Source organism: Microbacterium testaceum StLB037 (genome assembly GCF_900104345.1).
Lineage (GTDB): Bacteria > Actinomycetota > Actinomycetes > Actinomycetales > Microbacteriaceae > Microbacterium > Microbacterium testaceum_A.
This window is the reverse complement of the sequence record NZ_FNJN01000001.1, coordinates 1-17,802: the sequence shown is the minus strand read 5'-3', so window position 1 is coordinate 17,802 and position 17,802 is coordinate 1. Positions and strand designations below refer to the sequence as shown.

Here is a 17,802-nt window from a genome sequence, read left to right as displayed (position 1 = left end):
CGAGGCATGTGCCTACGCTACGGGCTCGACGGGGCGAGGGACGAGGTGGCGGTGCGCCTTCCCTCTTCCCCCACCGGTCCTGAGGTCGATCGAACGCTCCGCCACACCGGCTGACCTCAGATCCACCCCCGCTCGCGCGCGTGGATCGTCGCCTGCTGCCGACTCGCGAGCCCGAGCTTGCCGAGCACCGACGACACGTGGTTGCGCACCGTCCCCGCCGACAGGTGCAGCGCCGAAGCGATCTCGGCGACCGTCTGCCCCCGCGCCCCCGCGCGCAGCACGTCGAGCTCGCGGTCGGTGAGGGGGCTCCGCTCGTCGCTCAGCGCGTCGGCCGCGACCTCGGGGTCGACGTACCTCCGCCCGGCCGCGACTTCACGGATCACGGCCGCCACGTCATCCGCGGGCCGCGACTTGGGGAGGAACCCGCTGACCCCGGCGCCGAGCGCGCGCCGCAGGACTCCGGGCCGTGCGTGCCGCGTGACGATCACGCAGCGTGAGGGCACGCTCCGCAGGATCTTCGCCGCGGTGTCGACGCCGTCGAGCCCGGGCATCTCGAGGTCGAGCAGGCACACGTCGGGCTTCAGCCGCTGCGCCTCGGTCACGGCGCTCTCGCCGTCGCGGCATTCGGCGACGACCTCGAGGTCGTCCTCCAGTCGCAACAGCGCGGCGAGCGCGGTGCGGATCATGTCCTCGTCGTCGGCGATGAGCACGCGGATCATGCGAAAACCTCCTCGGGCACGCGAACCGTCACGCGGAAGCGGTCGCCGAGGCGGGTGGCATCCACCGTTCCTCCCACAGAACCCACGCGTTCGGCGATGCCCGACAGTCCCGCCCCGTCGCCGACGGGAGACGCGGCACTCCGCGAGTCGTTCTCGACGGTCAGCACCCAGGCTCCGTCGTGGCGGGCGAGGGAGAGGGATGCCGACACCCCACCCCCGTGTTTCAACACATTCGTCGTGGACTCGCGGACGACGGGTCCGAGCACGTCTGCGGGCGCGCGTTCGGCCTCGGTATCCACCAGCAGGTCGACGGTCAGCCCCGCCGCGCGCAACAGGTCGGCGGCGTTGGCGAGTTCGTCGGGAAGGGGCACTCCGCGGAACCGTGCGGCGAGGTCGCGCGTGCCGCGACGGGCTTCGTCGACGCTCGCGCGAGCCGCGCGCACCTGTTCGACGGCGGCATCCGGGTCCCTCCCCATCATCTTCTCGGCGAGCTCGAGCTGTAGCGCGATCACCTGCAGGTGGTGGCCCTGCAGGTCGTGCAGGTCGCCGGCGAGGCGCAGGCGCTCTTGTGCGGCGGCGAGACGTCCCTCGGCGCGGCGGGCGCGGTCGAGTTCGCGCACGATGTCCCACCACCACAGCGAGGTGGCGGTGAGCGGGGCGAGCATGGTGGCGAACAGCGGCAGGGCGAACGTCAGCGAGATGTAGCCGTCGGGGCTCAGCCGCGTCGCCTCGATCACCCACACCGCGATGACGATGACGAGCATCAGCGCGACGAGCCGCACCCGGATGCCAGCCCGCCACCGCACCGTGCACAGCGCCTGGGCCGCGAGGGCTGCGGCGAGCAGCACCGACCCGGCACCGACGCCGAGCACGACCGCCGACCCGACCCCGAGCAGCACGAGGGGCCACACCGGCCTGCGCGCGGAGTCGTCACCGTCGTCGAGAGGTTCGCGCCGGTAGTGGATGAGAAGAAGGACTCCGGATGCCACCGACCCGGCCGCCCCGATCAGCACGAGGACGATGTCGAGCGTCGTCCCCCGCAGCACGACCACCAGCGCCCACATGAAGACCGCGAAGACGTGGAGGAACAGGATCGACGACGCCGTGTACCACCAGGTGACGCGGACGTCACGGGCGTACGTCGCCGCGGGCGTACGGACGGATGCGGGTGCGGGGGCGCTCACACCCGCCACTGTACGGGCGTGACATTCGTCACGGGTGGCGCGGCGAATCATCCCGCGGAGCGGCGAGCACGGCGGTCAGCGGTAGCTGTCGGGGAGCTCCGGCGGTACCCGATCGCGGTCCTGCGCGGTCTCGACCGACGTGGGCTCCGCCCTCAGCTGCAGCGAGGTCGACGGCGTCCAGCCGTAGAAGGCCGACTCGACGGCGCCCGCATCGATGACGGGGCGGATCGCCTGTCGAACGGCGTCCTTCCGTCGGCCCGCACGACGGCGTCCGAGCACCGTCCCCAGACGCACGAGCACCCCGACCGCGATGGCCGCCCAGAAGAAGTATTCGATCCACACGAGGAAGCTCGGCATCGTTGCTCCTTCGGATCGGCCGCGGTCTCTTGCGGGGTTGCGACGATACGCCACGCGCGCGGCGCCCGAAAGGGCGACCCTGACATTCGTCACGGGTGCGCCCTCGCATCCTCCCGCTCGCTCGTGACACCACGACACTGCCGCCGCGAGCCGCTCGCGGATGGGATGGAATCACCGCGGAACACGCCGCGAACTCATCCCCCAGGAGTCCTCATGTCGAACCCCGTCTCCGACCTCATCCTCGGTTTCCAGGGCCTCGTCGCCGACGTGCCCGACCTCGTCCAGCCGCTCATCGTCGCCCTCGCCGGGGCCGTGCCGTTCATCGAGGGCGAGGGTGCGGCGGCGATCGGCATCCTGGGCGGCATCCCTCCCGTCGTCGCCGCTCTCGCCGGCGCGATCGGAAACCTCCTCTGCGTGGCCGTGGTCGTCTTCGCGTCGTCGCGCGTGCGCACCGCCGTCACCACCCGCCGCGGAGTCGCCGAGAAGCCCACGTCGGCCCGCCGAGAGAAGTTCGAGAAGGCGTACCACCGCTACGGGACCCCGGGCGTGAGCCTGCTCGGCCCGCTGCTGCTGCCGACGCAGTTCACCGCCGCGGCCCTCACGTCCACCGGCGTTCCGCCGATGCGCGTCATCGCCTGGCAGGCCGCCGCGATCGTGCTGTGGACGACGGTGATCACGCTGATCATCACGGGCGTGATCCGCGCCGTGGCGTGACGAGAGCAGGAGAAGAGATGCCATGTCCGGCGTCTCGAAGACGGGCGGATCGTCGAGCACGGGGACGTCATCCAAGAGGTTCCGGAGCAGGCCTCCAACGACAACACCATGTTCTCGGGCACCGCTCCGCCGCCGCCTCGGGTGCCGGCATCCCTCCGCTGTTGCTTCTGGAGGGATTGCTAGCGTGGAGAAGAAAAGGAGGCCGGATGCCAGCGGAGCGAAAGGTCGTCGGTCCGTGCACCGCGTGGCCCGACGACAGCGCCTTCATCCGCGAGGTGCTCGATCGTATCGGCGACAAGTGGACGGTGCTGGTCATCACCACCCTCGGCGACCGGGCGCTGCGTTACTCGGATCTGATGGCGAGCATTCCGGGCATCTCTCAGCGCATGCTGACGGTCACGCTCAAGGCACTGGAGCGCGACGGGCTCGCCGTCCGCCGGGCGTACGCCGAGATGCCGCCGCGCGTCGAATACGAGGTCACCGACCTGGGTCGATCGCTGCAGCGCGCGGTGATGGGGCTGGCGCAGTGGGCGGCCGAGCATCACGACGCGGTCGCCGAGAATCGCGAGCTGCACGCCCGGATCGGAGTCGGCCGAGCGGGGTCCGCGAACGCGGACGCCCGCCCGGTCTCGTAAGCGCCAGCGCTCAGCTGGTCACGACGACCTCGTGCTCGGCGCGCTCGGTGTGCAGGTTCCAGTACAGCGGCGCGATGTCCGACGGCGAGCGGCTCGGAATGCGGCTGTCGGCGGGAGCCTCGTCGGTCATCCACACCCCGATCGCCACGTGCGCCAGGTGGACGCCGGTCTCATCGGAGGCCAGAGCAGTTCCACGGTTCAGCGCCCAGTTGCGCAGGGCCGCACCGCCGGCGGTGACATTGCCGTACATCGGCACGGGGCGCACCGAACCCGCTCCCGTGGTGACGAGGATCGTGCCGCGGCCCGCGGCCTGCATCGACGGCAGGACGGCGTCGACCGCCGCCATCGCTCCGTAGAGGTAGTACTCGATCTGCGGCTGCACGTTCTCGGGGGTCGCGTCGCGGACGTCGACCGGGGCGAGGACTCCGCCCGCGGTGTCGGAGGGCGAATACTCGAGCACGTCGATCGCACCGAAGCGCTCCGCGGCGGCGTTCAAGGCGGCGACCAGGCTCGGGCGGTCGAGCACGTCGGCCGCGAAGCCGGCCGCGGTGATCCCCTCCGCACCGAGGTCGGCGGCGAGTCGATCGAGCTTGTCCTGCGTGCGGGCGATGAGGGCGACCGAGAAGCCCTCACGACCGAAGGTGCGGGCGATGGCGAGTCCGAGGCCGGGACCGGCTCCGACGATGGCGATGGTGGGCATGGGTTACTCCTGTTCGGGCGCCGTCGTGACACGCGGCGCGGGGGTCGTCGGTTTACCGCACTGGCAGTGCGTCACGCCATGGTGCGACGCGAAGAATGCGCCTACAAAAGGCACTTCGAGGTGCCTGACGGGCGTGTCCGGACGGAGGCGCCAACCCCGGGCGACCGACTCAGCGAGGTCATAGCGAAGACCTGGCTTCGCGCAACCGGGGCCCGAGGCTCGTATGCCTGGATGGAAGGGACCCCGCCCGGATTCGAGAGGACCCGCAGCCCGATGCCGCAGCAGACCGTGACCCTGACTCTCGGAGAACCGATCTACGTGCAGGCCCTGTATTACACGGCGATGTTCTCGCAGAAGCCGTTCCGCGAGGCACTGCTGGTCTACCGCCGGGGTGGGACGTACACGATCCTCTCCCCCGGCGAGGATCACCACGGGTGCTGGGTATCGGCCACGGCCCCTCTCGATCCCCCGCGGCACGTCTCGTTCATGTCGTGGCCGTCCGCCGACTGGGACCACGACATCGCCGCTCACACCCTCACCTTCGCGCCCGACACCGGCGCGTTCACACAGGAGTTGCGCCTGCCCGGCGAGCCCGTTCCGCGCGCGCAGCACGGATACGCCGTCGCCGTGCCGTCGCCCGACGAGATCGATCCGGGTCTCGGGTGGGAGGTTCTGCGGGAGCGGTACGCGGCTACCTTCGCGGCGCTACACGACCTCGTCGGGGTGCGGGGCGCGGGCGGCTGACCACCAGCCAGCCCCGTTAGTCTCGACCCATGACCTGCACCGCTCGCCCCACCTTCACCGAGATCCACGAGTGGGTGACCGAGTACGAGAAGCACGACACTGTCGCCCACGCCACGGTTCACGTGCTCCGCCAGGACGACCCCGAGCACCTCGAGTCCGGCATGGTGGCAATCCACCTCAACCACGGACCGGCATCGATCTCGTTGAACGTCGACTGCGAGCGCACGTGGACGGCCTCTCTGTCGGAGCGCTCCGGCGAGTTCCCCCTGTCGGGCGGCAACCTCGTCGCCCTCGGCGAGGAGCTGTACACGACGGGCAAGCTCTGCGAGTACCTGCAGGCGCGCACCGACGAAGCCGCCGCCGCTTCGTGACGCACGGCGAGCTGCCACACATCGAGCCCGGCATCTACGAGCACTTCAAGGGCCAGCGCTACGAGGTGTTCGGCATTGCGCGGCATTCCGAGACCGAAGAGGTCTTCGTCTCGTACCGCACGCTCTACGGCGACCACTCCCTCTGGGTGCGCCCGATCGCGATGTTCATCGAGCACGTCGAGCGCGACGGGTACTCGGGTCCGCGGTTCCGTCGCGTCGAGTAGCGGGGTGCTCGGGCGGCCCCGGATGCCGATAGCTCCATGCCCGCACGATGCCCTGAGTAAGCGGAGTGCGTGCGCGTGAAAGCAAGGATTGCGACGAGCAATCCGGCGCGGTCCTTCGCTGCCGGGCAGGTCGATCGAGTGCAACTTTGCGCGTCAAAGTCTTTCCACATGATCTACATAGCGCATTCACCAGGACTACGGCATAATCACGAGAGCGAGCGTGGGGGGGGCGCGTTTCGTGGATGCCGCTGGGGCGGTCTCTTCGTTCACTTTTCCCGGTATCAAACGTGCGCGCTCGGTCGTACGTCCTTCAGTCGATGACGCACTGAGCGCGGATGCGTTCGCGCACATCTCAGAACCGAAGGAACCCGATGACCGACAACAACCCCACTTATGCCGCCGGCTGGTACGCCGACGTCAACGCCCCGGGCACCGAGCGCTACTACGACGGCGCCGCGTGGACCGAACATTCCCGCCCGACACCGACCCAGGCGGCGGCCGATCCGACTCCGTCGACCACTCAGAATCCCGCGGCAAAGGCGCCCTGGTTCAAACGAAAGGCGATTGTCATTCCGGTCGGCGTTCTTGCTGGCCTCATCGTCGTAGGAAGCATCGGCGCCGCGATGGGCGGCGGAAAGCGCGAGCCTGCCGAGGCCGCAGGGAAGCAGGTGGCCGTCGCTGCCCCGGTCACCGAAGAGGTCGCCGCCGCGGACGTCTCCGTCCCCGAGACGACGGGCCTGTCCGCGAAGGAAGCCGCCGCTCTCATTGAGAACGCGGGCCTCGAGTTCGAGTTCTCGGCGGACAAGGGCGTTGTGCTCGATCGCGACAACTGGACCGTCCTGAGCACGACGCCTGCGTCGGGCGCAACCGTCAAGACCGGCGACACCATCGTGGTGAATGTCGAGAAGAAGGCCGCGGCGGCCGCGCCCGCGCAACCCGCCGAACCGGCCAAGCCCGCGGAGCCCGCCAAGCCCTCGATGACGACGGCTCAGTCCAGCGCGGTCCGTTCGGCAGAGTCCTACCTGAAGTTCAAGGGATTCTCGCGCGCAGGCCTCGCCGAGCAGCTGACGAGCGAATACGGCGAGGGCTTTGCCGGCGAGGATGCCGAGTTCGCCATCGCGTACATCGAGTCGGCCGGCAAGGTCGACTGGAACCAGGAGGCCGTCGAATCCGCGAAGTCGTACCTCGAGTTCAAGGGATTCTCGCGCGACGGGCTCTTCGATCAGCTGACCAGCGAGTACGGCGAGCAGTTCACTGCCGACCAGGCAAACTTCGCGCTTTCCGCCGTCGGACTCTAATCCCCGTGGAGGGGGTGCCGCGGGCGCGTCATCCCCTCCACGCTTTCGCGGGGGTGTGGACCTTGCACGCCCGATCGCGATGTTCACCGGGCACGTCGAAACCCCACGGGTACTCGGGACCAAGGCTCGGCCGCGTCGCACGGGCCGGATGCCGATCGCTCCGGGGAGCCGCAGGAGGGCTAGCAATGCCCGGCAGACCAGAAACCGTCGGCCTCTGCGGTTTGGCTCGGTTTGCTGACCCCTGCTGCGACGAACCGGGAGCTCACTCTCGTGGTCGTCATCGGCCCCACGCGCCGGTGGATTAACCTCAGCCGTCACATCCGCTCACTCCCTAGGCCGGCTCATCTGCACCGGCGTGGCCATGGCGATATCGAGCGACGCTGACCAACCAGCTGAAAGCTCTGTCAACCGCGCGCCTCTCGCGCGTAGCATCGCCGGTACGCCGGAGTCCCTCCGCGGCATCCGGTCCCTCCGAACCGACGAGAACACGGGAGATCCAGATGGACACGATGGCGATGATGAAGTCGATGGACATGGGCGAGATGACCATGGACATGGATGCCATGCAGGAATGCATGCAGTCCCTGAACGCGTGCGCGATGGCCGCGGCGATGTGCGCCGGCAGCGACATGATGCACGGTCCCGAGATGGCCACGTGCTGCGCCATGTGCTCGACCATGGTCGAGATGGCTCAGACGACGATGCACATGATGATGCGTCCGGCCGGCATGAACATGGACGTGATGAGCGCCATGATGACCGCCTGCATGACCATGGGCAAGGCGTGCGCCGCCGAGTGCCGCGCGCACGGCGACATGGACGAGATGTGCCGCTACTGCGCCATGGCCTGCGACGACATGGTCATGAAGTGCGAGGCCATGATGGCCTCGATGACCGCCTGAGTTCTCTTCTTCGCGCGGCCGCTGACGTGTCGTCGGCGGCCGCTCGGCTATGCGGCGCGGGCGGTCGTGATGATCGCCGATGCACTGAGCAGCTCGGCGACCGGGTGGTACGCCACCGGCTCCCCCACCGCGATGTCGACGGCCGGGCCGACGATCCGCAGCTGCACCGTGCTGCCGTTCAGTAGCGCGACCGTCGCGGTCGCGCCGTCGGTATCGATGAGGAGGCCGTCCCACCACGCAGACGGGTTCGAGGCTGCCATGCAGCGCTGGATCGGGTGGACTGTCGACGAGATCGTGCGGGACATGGCTTCACCTGCCTTCGGAGTGGTTGGTGTGATGAAGCTACGGGATGCCGCGGGGGCGGGCGATCTGGGGCGCAGTGGGGCGTAACACCGCGGAGCACGCGACCCGAGCCCACAGCGTTCGGTCGCCTGAATTGGAGCAGTGGCTCAGGTGACGCGCGAGCCCCTTCCGGGGGGACGCACACCTCAGCCCCACAGAACCGTTGAGGGCAGCAGGCTTCTCGTCCGGATTGACCCCGCGATGACGGTCTCGCTGCGCCCGTCCGGCTACCTCGGGTTCAGCCAGGCACTGTCAACGGCATGGCGCACGAGAGCCCCCTGCGGGAGCTGATAGACCAGATAAGGCGGCAGGGCGAAGGGGGGCAGCGTTGGACGTCCACGTTGTCGTTTGGGAGCCGACTGCTCCAGATTCGGATGCCCAATTCGAGGCAGTTCTCGGTCTTCACAAATGCAACCGGGCGCGACTCGGGCCGATGCCTGACATGGGGTTTCGGGATCGCGCGAAACATCGCGGCCTCATTCTGGGTTTCGTCGGCGACGCGCTCATGGGCTATGTCCTCTACGACGTACCGCGAAGCAATCTCATAAAGCTGGTTCATGTCTGCGTGAACGAACAATCCCGCGGCAGCGGACTTGCACGCGAGATGGTGGAGACGGCGATTCGCCTGCACCCTCGCCGCTCCCTGATCACGGCATCCTGCCGAACTGACTATGGCGTCGATGGCTTTTGGCGATCTCTCGGCATGCATGTCGCCTCGGAGCGTGCCGGACGAGCGCTCAACGGGTCCATCTTGATGAATTGGGTCAAACGGATAAATATCGAAGGAGGACTCGATTTACTCGAGTCAGCTGCGCTTTTGTCCAATCTCCCGCTTGCGGTTCTTGACACAAACATCATTGGCGACCTCTTCATGCCTCTCGACGTTCGTCGAGATCATCGCGAGGAGACCTCCGAGCTTCAAGCCGACTGGCTTCAACCGCTCGTGACCTTTGCTGTTTCGGGTGAGGTCGACAACGAAATCAGTCAGAACAAGGATCAGGCAGCACGACGGCATGTTCGAGAAGCGAGTCAGCACATAACGCGACTCAGCACGCTTCGCCCTGGCGATCGTAGCCTCGAAGAGGCCCTGATACGGGCGACGGACCCACAACTCATCAGCAGAGACACGAGCCTGCGAAGCGACGTTTTGCACGTCGTCGATGCGATCCATGCGGGCGCGGACTTCTTTGTCACGAACGACACCAACGTCATCCTTGCTTCACAGGATTGGAACCTCAGCGAGCACGAAATCAGGGTGGTTCGACCACATCAGCTAATCGCCGCCCTGAGTCCGGAGTCTTACGTAACCGATTTCCAGTCGAGCCTCATAAATGACGGTGACCTCGAATGGCAGAGCGTCGAGGACATTGAGAAGGAACTGGAGCCCGCGTTCCGCGTCTACGACGTTGAAACGAGGCCGAGCGTGTTCTTCCAGAGGCTTCGCGAACTGCTCGCCAAGCGCAAGACCGTGACGGTGCGGAAGTTGCTGGACGGGCAGGGCAGCCTGTGGGCTCTCGCGGCCTGGGAGCTCGACGGCACGACTATGCGGCTGCCGATGATTCGAACGACCAGAGGCGAACGCGGCAGTACAGTCGCCTTTCAGTTGCTCCGGTACATCCGTCGAGTCGCATGGGAGCATGGGGCGACTAGCGTCGAAGTGACCGACAGGGCCATTTCGCCAACGCTGAACGCCGCACTGACCGCCGACAGATTCAACGGTGCGATCCCGCGCGCAGCAACTCTCGGTCCGGCCACCGCGACGGCCGAAGAACTTATGCTCACCTCAGCCGCTGCGACGGCAAGCGCGGAGCGTGCCTTCTGGCCCCTTGTCGTACGCAATGCCGGTATGGCGACGTACGTGATCCCCATCCAGCCACGGTGGGCAACAAACCTGCTCGGTTTGAACGACGGTCTTATTTCACTGCGAAGGCGAGGCCTAGGCCTCACTCGAGAGTTGGTCTACTTCTCGGGATCACGCACGGTGCCACAGGACCTGCCTGCTCGCATACTCTGGTACGCAACCAGCGACGATGCGACGCATCGCACCATTCAGAGGATCGTGGCGAGGTCGCTTCTCGTGGACTCCATCCGTCTGCCGGCCGAAGACGCCCTCGCACGCTTCGGCAAGATCGGCGTTCTTCGCAGGTCCGAGATCCTGGCCGCGGCTGACAAGGCCGGCAAGGTCAATGTCATACGCTTCGAGGATACTGAGCTCCTCGACCGGACGGTTTCCCGCCACGACGAGGTGTTCAAGCGCTACGTGAAGGGCAACTTACAGAGCATGCGACAGGTCGACCCGCAGATGTTTGACGAGGTCATTGCTCTGCAACCGAACGGACGGCGCATCGAATGAGCCGCACGTTGTTACTATCCGTCCGCCCACGCTTCGCTCGGGGCCTCCTCGACGGGACTAAGACCGCTGAGATTCGCCGACGCTTCCCCGATGTCCCCGAGGGCATGACCGTAGTCATCTATTCAACTTCGCCTGAGAAGGCTGTGCTGGGCACCATGCGAGCACGGCGGCTGGTTCGCAGCAACTCTCAGGATATCTGGCGCGATTATTCGGGCGTCATCGGCATCCAGCAAGCGGAGCTAGATGAGTATCTCGAGGGAGCGCGAGAGTGCTCAGTCCTCGAGCTCGATACGCCGACTCGCTGGCCTAGGCCGGTGGCACTTGCTGAGTTGCGTCATATTCTTCATCTCGAGCCAGCACAGAGCTTCCGATATCTGACTGGCAACCAGTTAACGCGCCTGCACGCCTTGACCACGAAGACCGGAGCCGACTCGTATAGGCACGCCCCCAACCCGGTGCCAGCACTGAGTTAGACGTGTTGGATCGTCTGCGGGGAACATTTTCTTCGCAGCACGCCATCTGCAGACGGTCAGGCGTTCACACCTCAGCAGGCCGGGGTGTAGAGATGCGGACAGGCCCGGCGGTGTGATGTAACGCCCACGTAAACTCCCCCTCTCCCCCCGCCCCACCAGCGGTGAAACAACCGTTACCTCCCCGCCCCCGACGACGCCGTCCCGGGTAATCCCTCCTCCCTACGCTGGCGGCACGTCCCGCCCATGCGGGGCGCTGCACCTCCCCGCATCGCCCACCGGAGGACTCCGTGACCGTCACCGACCCGCGCCCCGAAACCGCCCTCGCGCCCGCAGCGGACAGCACCCTGAAGCACCGTCCCGGCCGCTGGATCGACAACTGGAACCCCGAAGACACCACGCAGTGGGACACCGAGGGCAAGGCCATCGCCGCCCGCAACCTGCGGTGGTCGATCTTCGCCGAGTTCCTCGGCTTCGTGGTCTGGCAGCTGTGGTCGGTCGTCGTCGTCTCGCTGCCGGCGGCGGGCTTCCAGCTGTCGACCGGTGAGATCTTCTGGCTCATCTCCATGCCGAGCCTGGTCGGTGCGACGCTGCGCATCCCCTACACGTTCATGGTTCCGCGCTTCGGCGGCCGCAACTGGACGATTGTCTCGGCCGGCCTCCTGCTCATCCCGAGCATCGGACTCGCGATCGCGGTCAGCAACCCCGCGACTCCCTTCGGCGTCCTCCTGCTGATCGCGGCCCTCGCCGGCTTCGGCGGCGGCAACTTCGCCAGCTCGATGTCGAACATCACCTTCTTCTACCCGGCCGCGCAGAAGGGCTGGGCGCTCGGACTCAACGCCGCCGGCGGCAACCTCGGCGCCTCGGTCGCCCAGTTCGTCGTCCCCATCGTCATCACGGTCGGCGCCGCCGCGACCCTGAACCTGCCCCTCGCGGGTCTCATCTGGGTGCCGCTGATCCTCGTCGCGATGGTCGGCGCCTACTTCCGCATGGACAACCTCTCCGCAGCCAAGGCCGACATCGCGGCATCCCTCGCCGCTCTGAAAGAGCCGCACCTGTGGATCCTCGCCGTCCTCTACATCGGAACCTTCGGCTCGTTCATCGGCTTCGCGGGCGTCTTCCCGAAGCTGCTCGCCGACACCTTCCCCGACTTCAAGGGAATCGCGATCGGCACGGCGACCGTCACCCTCGCCTTCCTCGGCGCCCTCGTCGGCTCGCTCGCCCGTCCCTACGGCGGCAAGCTCGCCGACCGTTTCGGCGGCACCGTCATCACGATCGGCGCGTTCACGGTGATGGGTCTCGGCATCCTGAGCGTGATCCTCACCCTGCCGACGCAGAACTTCGCGATCTTCCTGCTCTGCTTCCTGGTGCTGTTCGCGGCGGCGGGCATCGGCAACGGCTCGACCTATCGGATGATCCCAACGATCTTCGCCCTCCGTTCCAACGGCGGCATCGGCGCGCAGCGCAAGGCGGCCGCGGCCCTCGGCCTCATCTCGGCGATCGGCGCCTACGGCGGCTTCTTCATTCCGCAGGTGCTCGGCTTCTCGAAGACCACGTTCGGCTCGTACGTGCCCGCGCTCGGTAGCTTCGTCGCGGCGTACGTGATCTTCCTCGCCCTCACCGCGGGCGTATACCTGCGGATGTCGAAGAAAACCGGCACCCGGATCTGACGCCATGAGCTCCGCCGACACCCACTGCCCCTACTGCGCGCTGCAGTGCGCGATGACCGTCACCCACCAGGGTGAAACGACGGTCACCGGCCGCGACTTCCCCACCAATCGGGGAGGACTCTGCGCGAAGGGCTGGACGTCGGCGGAGCTCCTCGCGTCTCCCCAGAGACTCCGGATGCCGTTGCTCCGCCAACCCGACGGCACCCTCGCCGAGACCACCTGGGATGAGGCACTGGATGCCGTGGCCCGGGCCTTCCGCGAGACGAAGGCCACCCACGGCCCGGACGCGAACGCCATCTTCGGCGGCGGCGGACTCACCAACGAGAAGGCCTACCAACTCGGCAAGTTCGCCCGCGTCGCCCTCGGCACCTCGCGCATCGACTACAACGGCCGCTTCTGCATGTCGTCGGCGGCAGCGGCATCCAACCGCGCTTTCGGCATGGACCGGGGGCTGCCGTTCCCGGTCACCGACCTTGACGACGCCGCGACAATCCTGCTGCTCGGCTCGAACGTCGCCGCGACCATGCCGCCCTTCCTCAGCCACCTCGCCGGGGCACGAGCGGCGGGCGGGCTCATCGTCGTCGACCCGCGCCGCTCGGCCACCGCGCGCCTCACCGAAGACGGCGCCGGCACGCACCTACAGGCGGCTCCCGGAACCGACCTCCCGCTCCTGCTCGGCCTCACGCACATCGCCATCGCCGAGGGCCTCGCCGACCGCGCGTATATAGAAGAGCGCACGAGCGGGTTCGACGCCCTGCGCCGCAGCGTCGCGCAATGGTGGCCCGAGCGGACAGCATCCGTCACCGGAGTTCCCGCCGCCGACCTCCGAGCCACGGCGCGTCGCCTCGCCGCGGGACGCGCGTTCATCCTCACCGGGCGCGGCGTCGAACAGCACGTCGACGGCACCGCCACCGCGACCGCCGCGATCAACCTCGCCCTCGTTCTCGGCATCGTCGGCCGCGAGGGCTCGGGCTACGGCACCCTCACCGGCCAGGGCAACGGACAGGGCGGTCGCGAGCACGGCCAGAAGGCCGACCAGCTCCCCGGATACCGCTCCATCCGCGACCCCGACGCCCGCCGGCACGTCGCCGGGGTCTGGGGCGTTGATCCCGATGAGATCCCGGATGCCGGCATCCCGGCCACCGCCCTGCTCGGCGAACTCGGCGGGCCGGTCAAGACACTGCTGGTCGCGGGCTCGAACGTCGTCGTCTCGGCACCCGACGTCGAGGCCGTCCGCGCGCGGCTGAACTCCCTCGACACCCTGATCGTCTGCGACTTCTTCCTCTCCGAGACCGCCGAGCTCGCCGACATCGTGCTGCCGGTGCTGCAGTGGGCCGAAGAGGAGGGCACGATGACCTCGCTCGAGGGTCGCGTGATCCGCCGCCGCCGCGCACTGCCCGGCCCCGAGGGCGCCCGTAGCGAGCTGTGGATCATGGCCGAGATCGCGCGGCGTCTGGGCGCGGCATCCACGTGGTCGATCGATCCGTCCGAGGTCTTCGACGAACTCGCCCGCGCATCTGAGGGCGGCATCGCCGACTACTCCGGCCTCTCGCACGCGCTGCTCGACACCGGCGTCGAGGCGTACTGGCCCTACCGCTCGTCGGGCACACCGCGTCCGTTCACGGAGCGTTTCGCCCACGCCGACGGCCGCGCGCGGCTCGTCCCCGTCGAGGCGAATCCCCCGACCCCCACCGACCGCGGCGCCGACCTCACCCTCACGACCGGCCGCTACCTGCAGCAGTACCAGTCGGGAACCCAGACCCGCCGCGTGACCGAGCTCCACAATGCCCGCCCCGAGGCGCGGCTCGAGATCCATCCGGCGACGGCGTCTCGGCTCGGCATCCGCGACGGAGTTCTCGTCGCCGTCTCGAACGCGCGCGGCACGATGCGCGCGAGGGCGAGCGTGACCACGGACATCCGCCAAGACACCGTGTTCCTGCCGTTCCACTACGCGGGCGAGGGATGCGCCAACCGCCTGACCGAGGCGATCGTCGACCCGACCTCGGCCATGCCCGAGTTCAAGCGCACGCGTGTTCGGGTGGAGGCGATTCCGGATACCACGACCCCGGCGACTCATCATGTTGCGGCCGCGCCGGTCGTCGTGGCGGAGCACCCGGGCGTGGCGCCTGTGCTCGTCGGTTTTGCGGGAGGTGCGGCGCCGGGCGCGTCGTTGGCGAGCGCGGCGTCGCCGAGCGGACCGTCGTCGAGCACCGCGTCGTCAAGCTCTGCATCGTCGCGTACCGAGGAGGAGACCCATGTCTGAGCGTGTGGTGCTGGTGGGCTACGGCCCCGTCGGGGCGCGGCTGGTCGAGGGGCTCCTGCCCGCGCTGCGCGAGGGGCGAATCGAGCTCACCGTCGTCGGCGCCGAACCGCACGACGTGTACAACCGCGTGCTGCTCGCCGAGTACGCCGTCGGCCGCACCGATCGCGACGGGCTCGACATGAGCGACCGCCGCGTCGCCGAAGACGCGGGCGCGCGATTCGCGCTCGGGACGACGGTGGTCGGCGTCGACCGCGACCTGCGCGTGGTGCGCCTGCACGATGGCATCCGGATTCCCTACGACCGACTCGTGCTCGCCACCGGCGCGCGGGCGAACGTGCCCACGCTGGCCGGCCTCGAGCGGGCGCAGCGGCACCGATCCGCGCGGCCGGCCGACCCCTCCGCACTGGATCAGGGAACCGCGCCGCTCCCCCGCGGCGTCGTGGCGCTTCGCGACCTCGCCGATGCCGAGCACGTGCGCGCGGCGGTCTCGGCCGGTCAGCGCATCGTCGTGCTCGGCGCGGGAGTGCTCGGCATGGAACTCGCCCTCGCCGCCGCCGAAGCGGGCGCCGAGGTGGTCGTCGCGTACCACTCAGCCGCCCCCATGAACCGGACGCTCGATGAGAACGGCGGACGCGTGCTCGCCGCGGCGGCGAGCGCCGTGGGCGTCGAGATGATGCACCACGCGCGCGCCGAGAGCATCGTGCAGCGCTATGACGATCACGGTCAGGCCTGGTTCGACGGACTCGTCTGCGCCGACGGCAAGGTGCTCGCGGGCGACCTACTGGTGCTGTCGTGCGGCGTCGGAGCGAGGACCGAGCTCGCGTCGGTCTCGGGCCTCGCGACCTCGGCCGGCGTGCTCGTCGACGCCTCGTCGCGCTCGTGGACCGATCCGAACGTCTTCGCCATCGGCGACTGCGCACACGTCGCCGATCCCGCCGATGCCGAGCCCGACGGCCGCGTGCCCGGCGGCCCGAGCGGACTCGTCGGTCCCGGCTGGCGGCAGGCCGACCGCCTCGCGGCTCTGCTGTCGTCGGGGGTCGAGGGACTCGCCGCCGTCGAACGCCCCGGCGTGGTGATGCTGAAGGCCGAGGGCATCGACGTGGTCGCCGGAGGTGCGGTCGACGCCGATCCGTTCTCACACGCTCCCGGATGCCACGGCCCCCAGGTCACGCTCTGGGCCGACCCCGCGCGCGGCGCCTACGTGAAACTGGTCACCGTCGAGGGCGTGCTGACCGGCTTCGTCGCGGTCGGCATGCCGCGGACCGGAGCCGAGCTCACGCTGCTCTTCGAGCGCGGGTCGGAGCTGCCCGCCGACCGCTCGTCGCTTCTGCGCCTCGACGCGGCGGATGCCGGTATGCCCGCGGTAGGCGACCCCTTCGCCGCGGATGCGACCGTGTGCTGGTGCAACGGCGTGAGCGCGGGGGCGATCCGCGAGGCGGTGGCCGTGGGCGAGCCGACGGTCGCGTGCGTGAAGTCCGCGACCCGCGCCGGCACCGGCTGCGGCGGCTGCGTGGGGCGCATCACCGAGCTGCTCGCGCGCGAGGCCGTTCCGGCGTGAGGACGTAGCTCATCCGCCGCAGCCCGCCCGTCATCCGCCTCACGTGCCCCACATGGCTGCCCGCGCACCCCACACCGACCATTCGCGGCAACTCACCCGCCGCACCCCGCCCAACGCCCGCCTCACGTGCCCCACATGGCTGCCCGCGCACCCCACACCGACCATTCGCGGCAACTCACCGCCGCAGCAGCGGGGTCGCGGCATCCGGAACCTCCTCATGACCGCCCGCCACGCGCGATACCGCCCCGAAACGCGACGGCAGTACAGTTCACGCATGCCTCCGATCGAGAACCTGCTGGCGTTCGTCGCGGCGTCGTTCGTGCTCATCGTCATCCCGGGTCCCGGCGTGCTGTTCGTGATCGGGCGCTCCATCGCACTCGGCCGCCGCGCGGGGCTCCTCAGCGTGCTCGGCAACGCGATCGGCAACATCCCCGCGATCCTCGCGACGGCGTTCGGCATCGGGGCGATCGTGGCCTCGTCGATCGTGGCGTTCACCGTGCTCAAGATCGTCGGGGCGGCGTACCTGGTGTGGCTCGGCATCCAGGCGATCCGTCACCGCCGCGATCACGTCGCCGGCCCCGCGCCGAGCCCGAAGTCGCGCTGGACCCTCCTGCGTCAGGGCTTCGTCGTCGGCGTCACCAACCCCAAGACGATCGCGTTCTTCGTCGCCGTGCTGCCGCAGTTCGTCGACCCGCACGCGGGAGCCGTGTGGCTGCAGCTGCTCGCCTTGGGCCTGATCTTCCAGGTGCTCGCGCTGGTCTGCGATTCGACCTGGGCCCTCGCCGCCGGCACCGCGCGCACGTGGTTCGCGGGGTCGCCGAAGCGCCTGTCGGCCCTCTCGGGCACGGGCGGGTTCATGATGATCGGCCTGGGCGGCGCGCTGGCGCTGACCGGCGCGAAGAGCTGACGCCGGGCCCTCGAAACTGCACTTCGCTGACAACTCAGCATCATCCTGCAGCGAATGTTGTCATGTCTCAGGACTTTGGTGACAGTTCTGCCTCAGGACATCGGTGACAGTTGGTGTCTCAGGACATCGGTGACGGTTCGATCGAGCGTTTGCGGCGGGGGCCTTTGGGGTTGCCGTTGCTGACGTAGGTGATGCCGGGGGCGGGGTGGGGGTGCTCGATGATCAGCTCGCTGGTGGCGAGGTCGTAGAAGGCGATCGTGGTGTCGTCTTGGACGATGGTGATGAGCGCTCCTGTGTGGTGGCTGCCGAGCTGATATTTGACGCCGTTGACGTTGATGCCGCCTCCGCCGCTGACGCGGCGGGTGTTGTGCGGGAGGTCGGTGTGGGCGGT

18 protein-coding genes are annotated in these 17,802 nt (G+C 68.5%); 12 read left to right on the top strand and 6 right to left on the bottom strand.

What is annotated here, in order from left to right; genetic code table 11:
* Nucleotides 1–116: 116 nt before the first annotated feature.
* The 3 genes from BLS25_RS00090 to BLS25_RS00080 all read right to left on the bottom strand — a co-directional run bounded on the left by BLS25_RS00090 (nt 117) and on the right by BLS25_RS00080 (nt 2,260).
* Nucleotides 117–719 carry a response regulator transcription factor gene (locus tag BLS25_RS00090; RefSeq protein WP_074694026.1) on the bottom strand — a complete coding sequence of 201 codons (603 nt, stop codon included), beginning with the start codon at nt 717–719 and terminating at the stop codon, nt 117–119.
* Nucleotides 716–1,903 carry a sensor histidine kinase gene (locus tag BLS25_RS00085; protein WP_074694025.1) on the bottom strand — a complete coding sequence of 396 codons (1,188 nt, stop codon included), beginning with the start codon at nt 1,901–1,903 and terminating at the stop codon, nt 716–718. Before BLS25_RS00085 ends, BLS25_RS00090 begins: the two co-directional genes overlap by 4 nt.
* Nucleotides 1,904–1,978: 75 nt before the next feature.
* The gene (locus tag BLS25_RS00080; protein WP_074694024.1) at nt 1,979–2,260 is read right to left on the bottom strand and encodes a hypothetical protein; all 282 of its coding nucleotides are present in this window, start codon (nt 2,258–2,260) and stop codon (nt 1,979–1,981) included.
* A 213-nt stretch (nt 2,261–2,473) separates the two neighbouring features.
* Here BLS25_RS00080 and BLS25_RS00075 point away from each other — a divergent pair, with 213 nt between their 5' ends.
* Nucleotides 2,474–2,974, top strand: coding sequence for a small multidrug efflux protein (locus tag BLS25_RS00075; protein ID WP_074694023.1), 501 nt, complete (start codon nt 2,474–2,476; stop codon nt 2,972–2,974).
* 206 nt (nt 2,975–3,180) lie between these two features.
* Nucleotides 3,181–3,609, top strand: a complete 429-nt coding sequence (locus tag BLS25_RS00070) for a winged helix-turn-helix transcriptional regulator (RefSeq protein WP_074694022.1) — start codon at nt 3,181–3,183, stop codon at nt 3,607–3,609.
* Between the two features lie 10 nt (nt 3,610–3,619).
* Here BLS25_RS00070 and BLS25_RS00065 read toward each other — a convergent pair whose 3' ends face one another.
* Nucleotides 3,620–4,309 carry an SDR family NAD(P)-dependent oxidoreductase gene (locus tag BLS25_RS00065; RefSeq protein ID WP_074694021.1) on the bottom strand — a complete coding sequence of 230 codons (690 nt, stop codon included), beginning with the start codon at nt 4,307–4,309 and terminating at the stop codon, nt 3,620–3,622.
* 273 nt (nt 4,310–4,582) lie between these two features.
* Between BLS25_RS00065 and BLS25_RS00060 the strand changes: the two genes are divergently transcribed.
* From BLS25_RS00060 to BLS25_RS00040, 5 genes are all read left to right on the top strand, one after another.
* Nucleotides 4,583–5,053 carry a hypothetical protein gene (locus tag BLS25_RS00060; protein WP_056226598.1) on the top strand — a complete coding sequence of 157 codons (471 nt, stop codon included), beginning with the start codon at nt 4,583–4,585 and terminating at the stop codon, nt 5,051–5,053.
* A 29-nt stretch (nt 5,054–5,082) separates the two neighbouring features.
* On the top strand, nt 5,083–5,424 hold the full coding sequence (locus BLS25_RS00055; protein ID WP_074694020.1) for a hypothetical protein: 342 nt from the start codon (nt 5,083–5,085) through the stop codon (nt 5,422–5,424).
* Nucleotides 5,421–5,648 carry a DUF1653 domain-containing protein gene (locus BLS25_RS00050; protein ID WP_256335500.1) on the top strand — a complete coding sequence of 76 codons (228 nt, stop codon included), beginning with the start codon at nt 5,421–5,423 and terminating at the stop codon, nt 5,646–5,648. Before BLS25_RS00055 ends, BLS25_RS00050 begins: the two co-directional genes overlap by 4 nt.
* 371 nt (nt 5,649–6,019) lie before the next feature.
* Entirely contained in the window at nt 6,020–6,946 is a 927-nt protein-coding gene (locus BLS25_RS00045) for an Ltp family lipoprotein (RefSeq protein WP_074694019.1), read from the top strand.
* A 500-nt stretch (nt 6,947–7,446) separates the two neighbouring features.
* On the top strand, nt 7,447–7,848 hold the full coding sequence (locus tag BLS25_RS00040; RefSeq protein ID WP_074694018.1) for a four-helix bundle copper-binding protein: 402 nt from the start codon (nt 7,447–7,449) through the stop codon (nt 7,846–7,848).
* A 47-nt stretch (nt 7,849–7,895) separates the two neighbouring features.
* Here the strand turns inward: BLS25_RS00040 and BLS25_RS00035 are convergent, their stop codons facing one another.
* The gene (locus tag BLS25_RS00035) at nt 7,896–8,153 is read right to left on the bottom strand and encodes a nuclease (RefSeq protein ID WP_074694017.1); all 258 of its coding nucleotides are present in this window, start codon (nt 8,151–8,153) and stop codon (nt 7,896–7,898) included.
* A 470-nt stretch (nt 8,154–8,623) separates the two neighbouring features.
* Here BLS25_RS00035 and BLS25_RS16520 point away from each other — a divergent pair, with 470 nt between their 5' ends.
* The 5 genes from BLS25_RS16520 to BLS25_RS00010 all read left to right on the top strand — a co-directional run bounded on the left by BLS25_RS16520 (nt 8,624) and on the right by BLS25_RS00010 (nt 17,411).
* The gene (locus tag BLS25_RS16520; RefSeq protein WP_143017777.1) at nt 8,624–10,543 is read left to right on the top strand and encodes a GNAT family N-acetyltransferase; all 1,920 of its coding nucleotides are present in this window, start codon (nt 8,624–8,626) and stop codon (nt 10,541–10,543) included.
* A gap of 760 nt (nt 10,544–11,303) precedes the next feature.
* Nucleotides 11,304–12,683 (top strand): MFS transporter, encoded by a 1,380-nt coding sequence (locus tag BLS25_RS00025; protein WP_074694015.1) that lies wholly within the window; start codon nt 11,304–11,306, stop codon nt 12,681–12,683.
* Between the two features lie 4 nt (nt 12,684–12,687).
* Entirely contained in the window at nt 12,688–14,946 is a 2,259-nt protein-coding gene (locus BLS25_RS00020) for a molybdopterin oxidoreductase family protein (RefSeq protein WP_256335499.1), read from the top strand.
* Nucleotides 14,939–16,504: an FAD-dependent oxidoreductase gene (locus tag BLS25_RS00015; protein ID WP_074694014.1), complete on the top strand. Its 1,566-nt coding sequence runs from the start codon at nt 14,939–14,941 to the stop codon at nt 16,502–16,504. Before BLS25_RS00020 ends, BLS25_RS00015 begins: the two co-directional genes overlap by 8 nt.
* 274 nt (nt 16,505–16,778) lie before the next feature.
* Nucleotides 16,779–17,411 carry a LysE family translocator gene (locus BLS25_RS00010; RefSeq protein WP_056226577.1) on the top strand — a complete coding sequence of 211 codons (633 nt, stop codon included), beginning with the start codon at nt 16,779–16,781 and terminating at the stop codon, nt 17,409–17,411.
* Between the two features lie 118 nt (nt 17,412–17,529).
* Here BLS25_RS00010 and BLS25_RS16765 read toward each other — a convergent pair.
* Nucleotides 17,530–17,802, bottom strand: a 273-nt coding sequence (locus BLS25_RS16765; RefSeq protein ID WP_218128152.1) for a hypothetical protein, incomplete at its 5' end; no start/stop codon positions are given.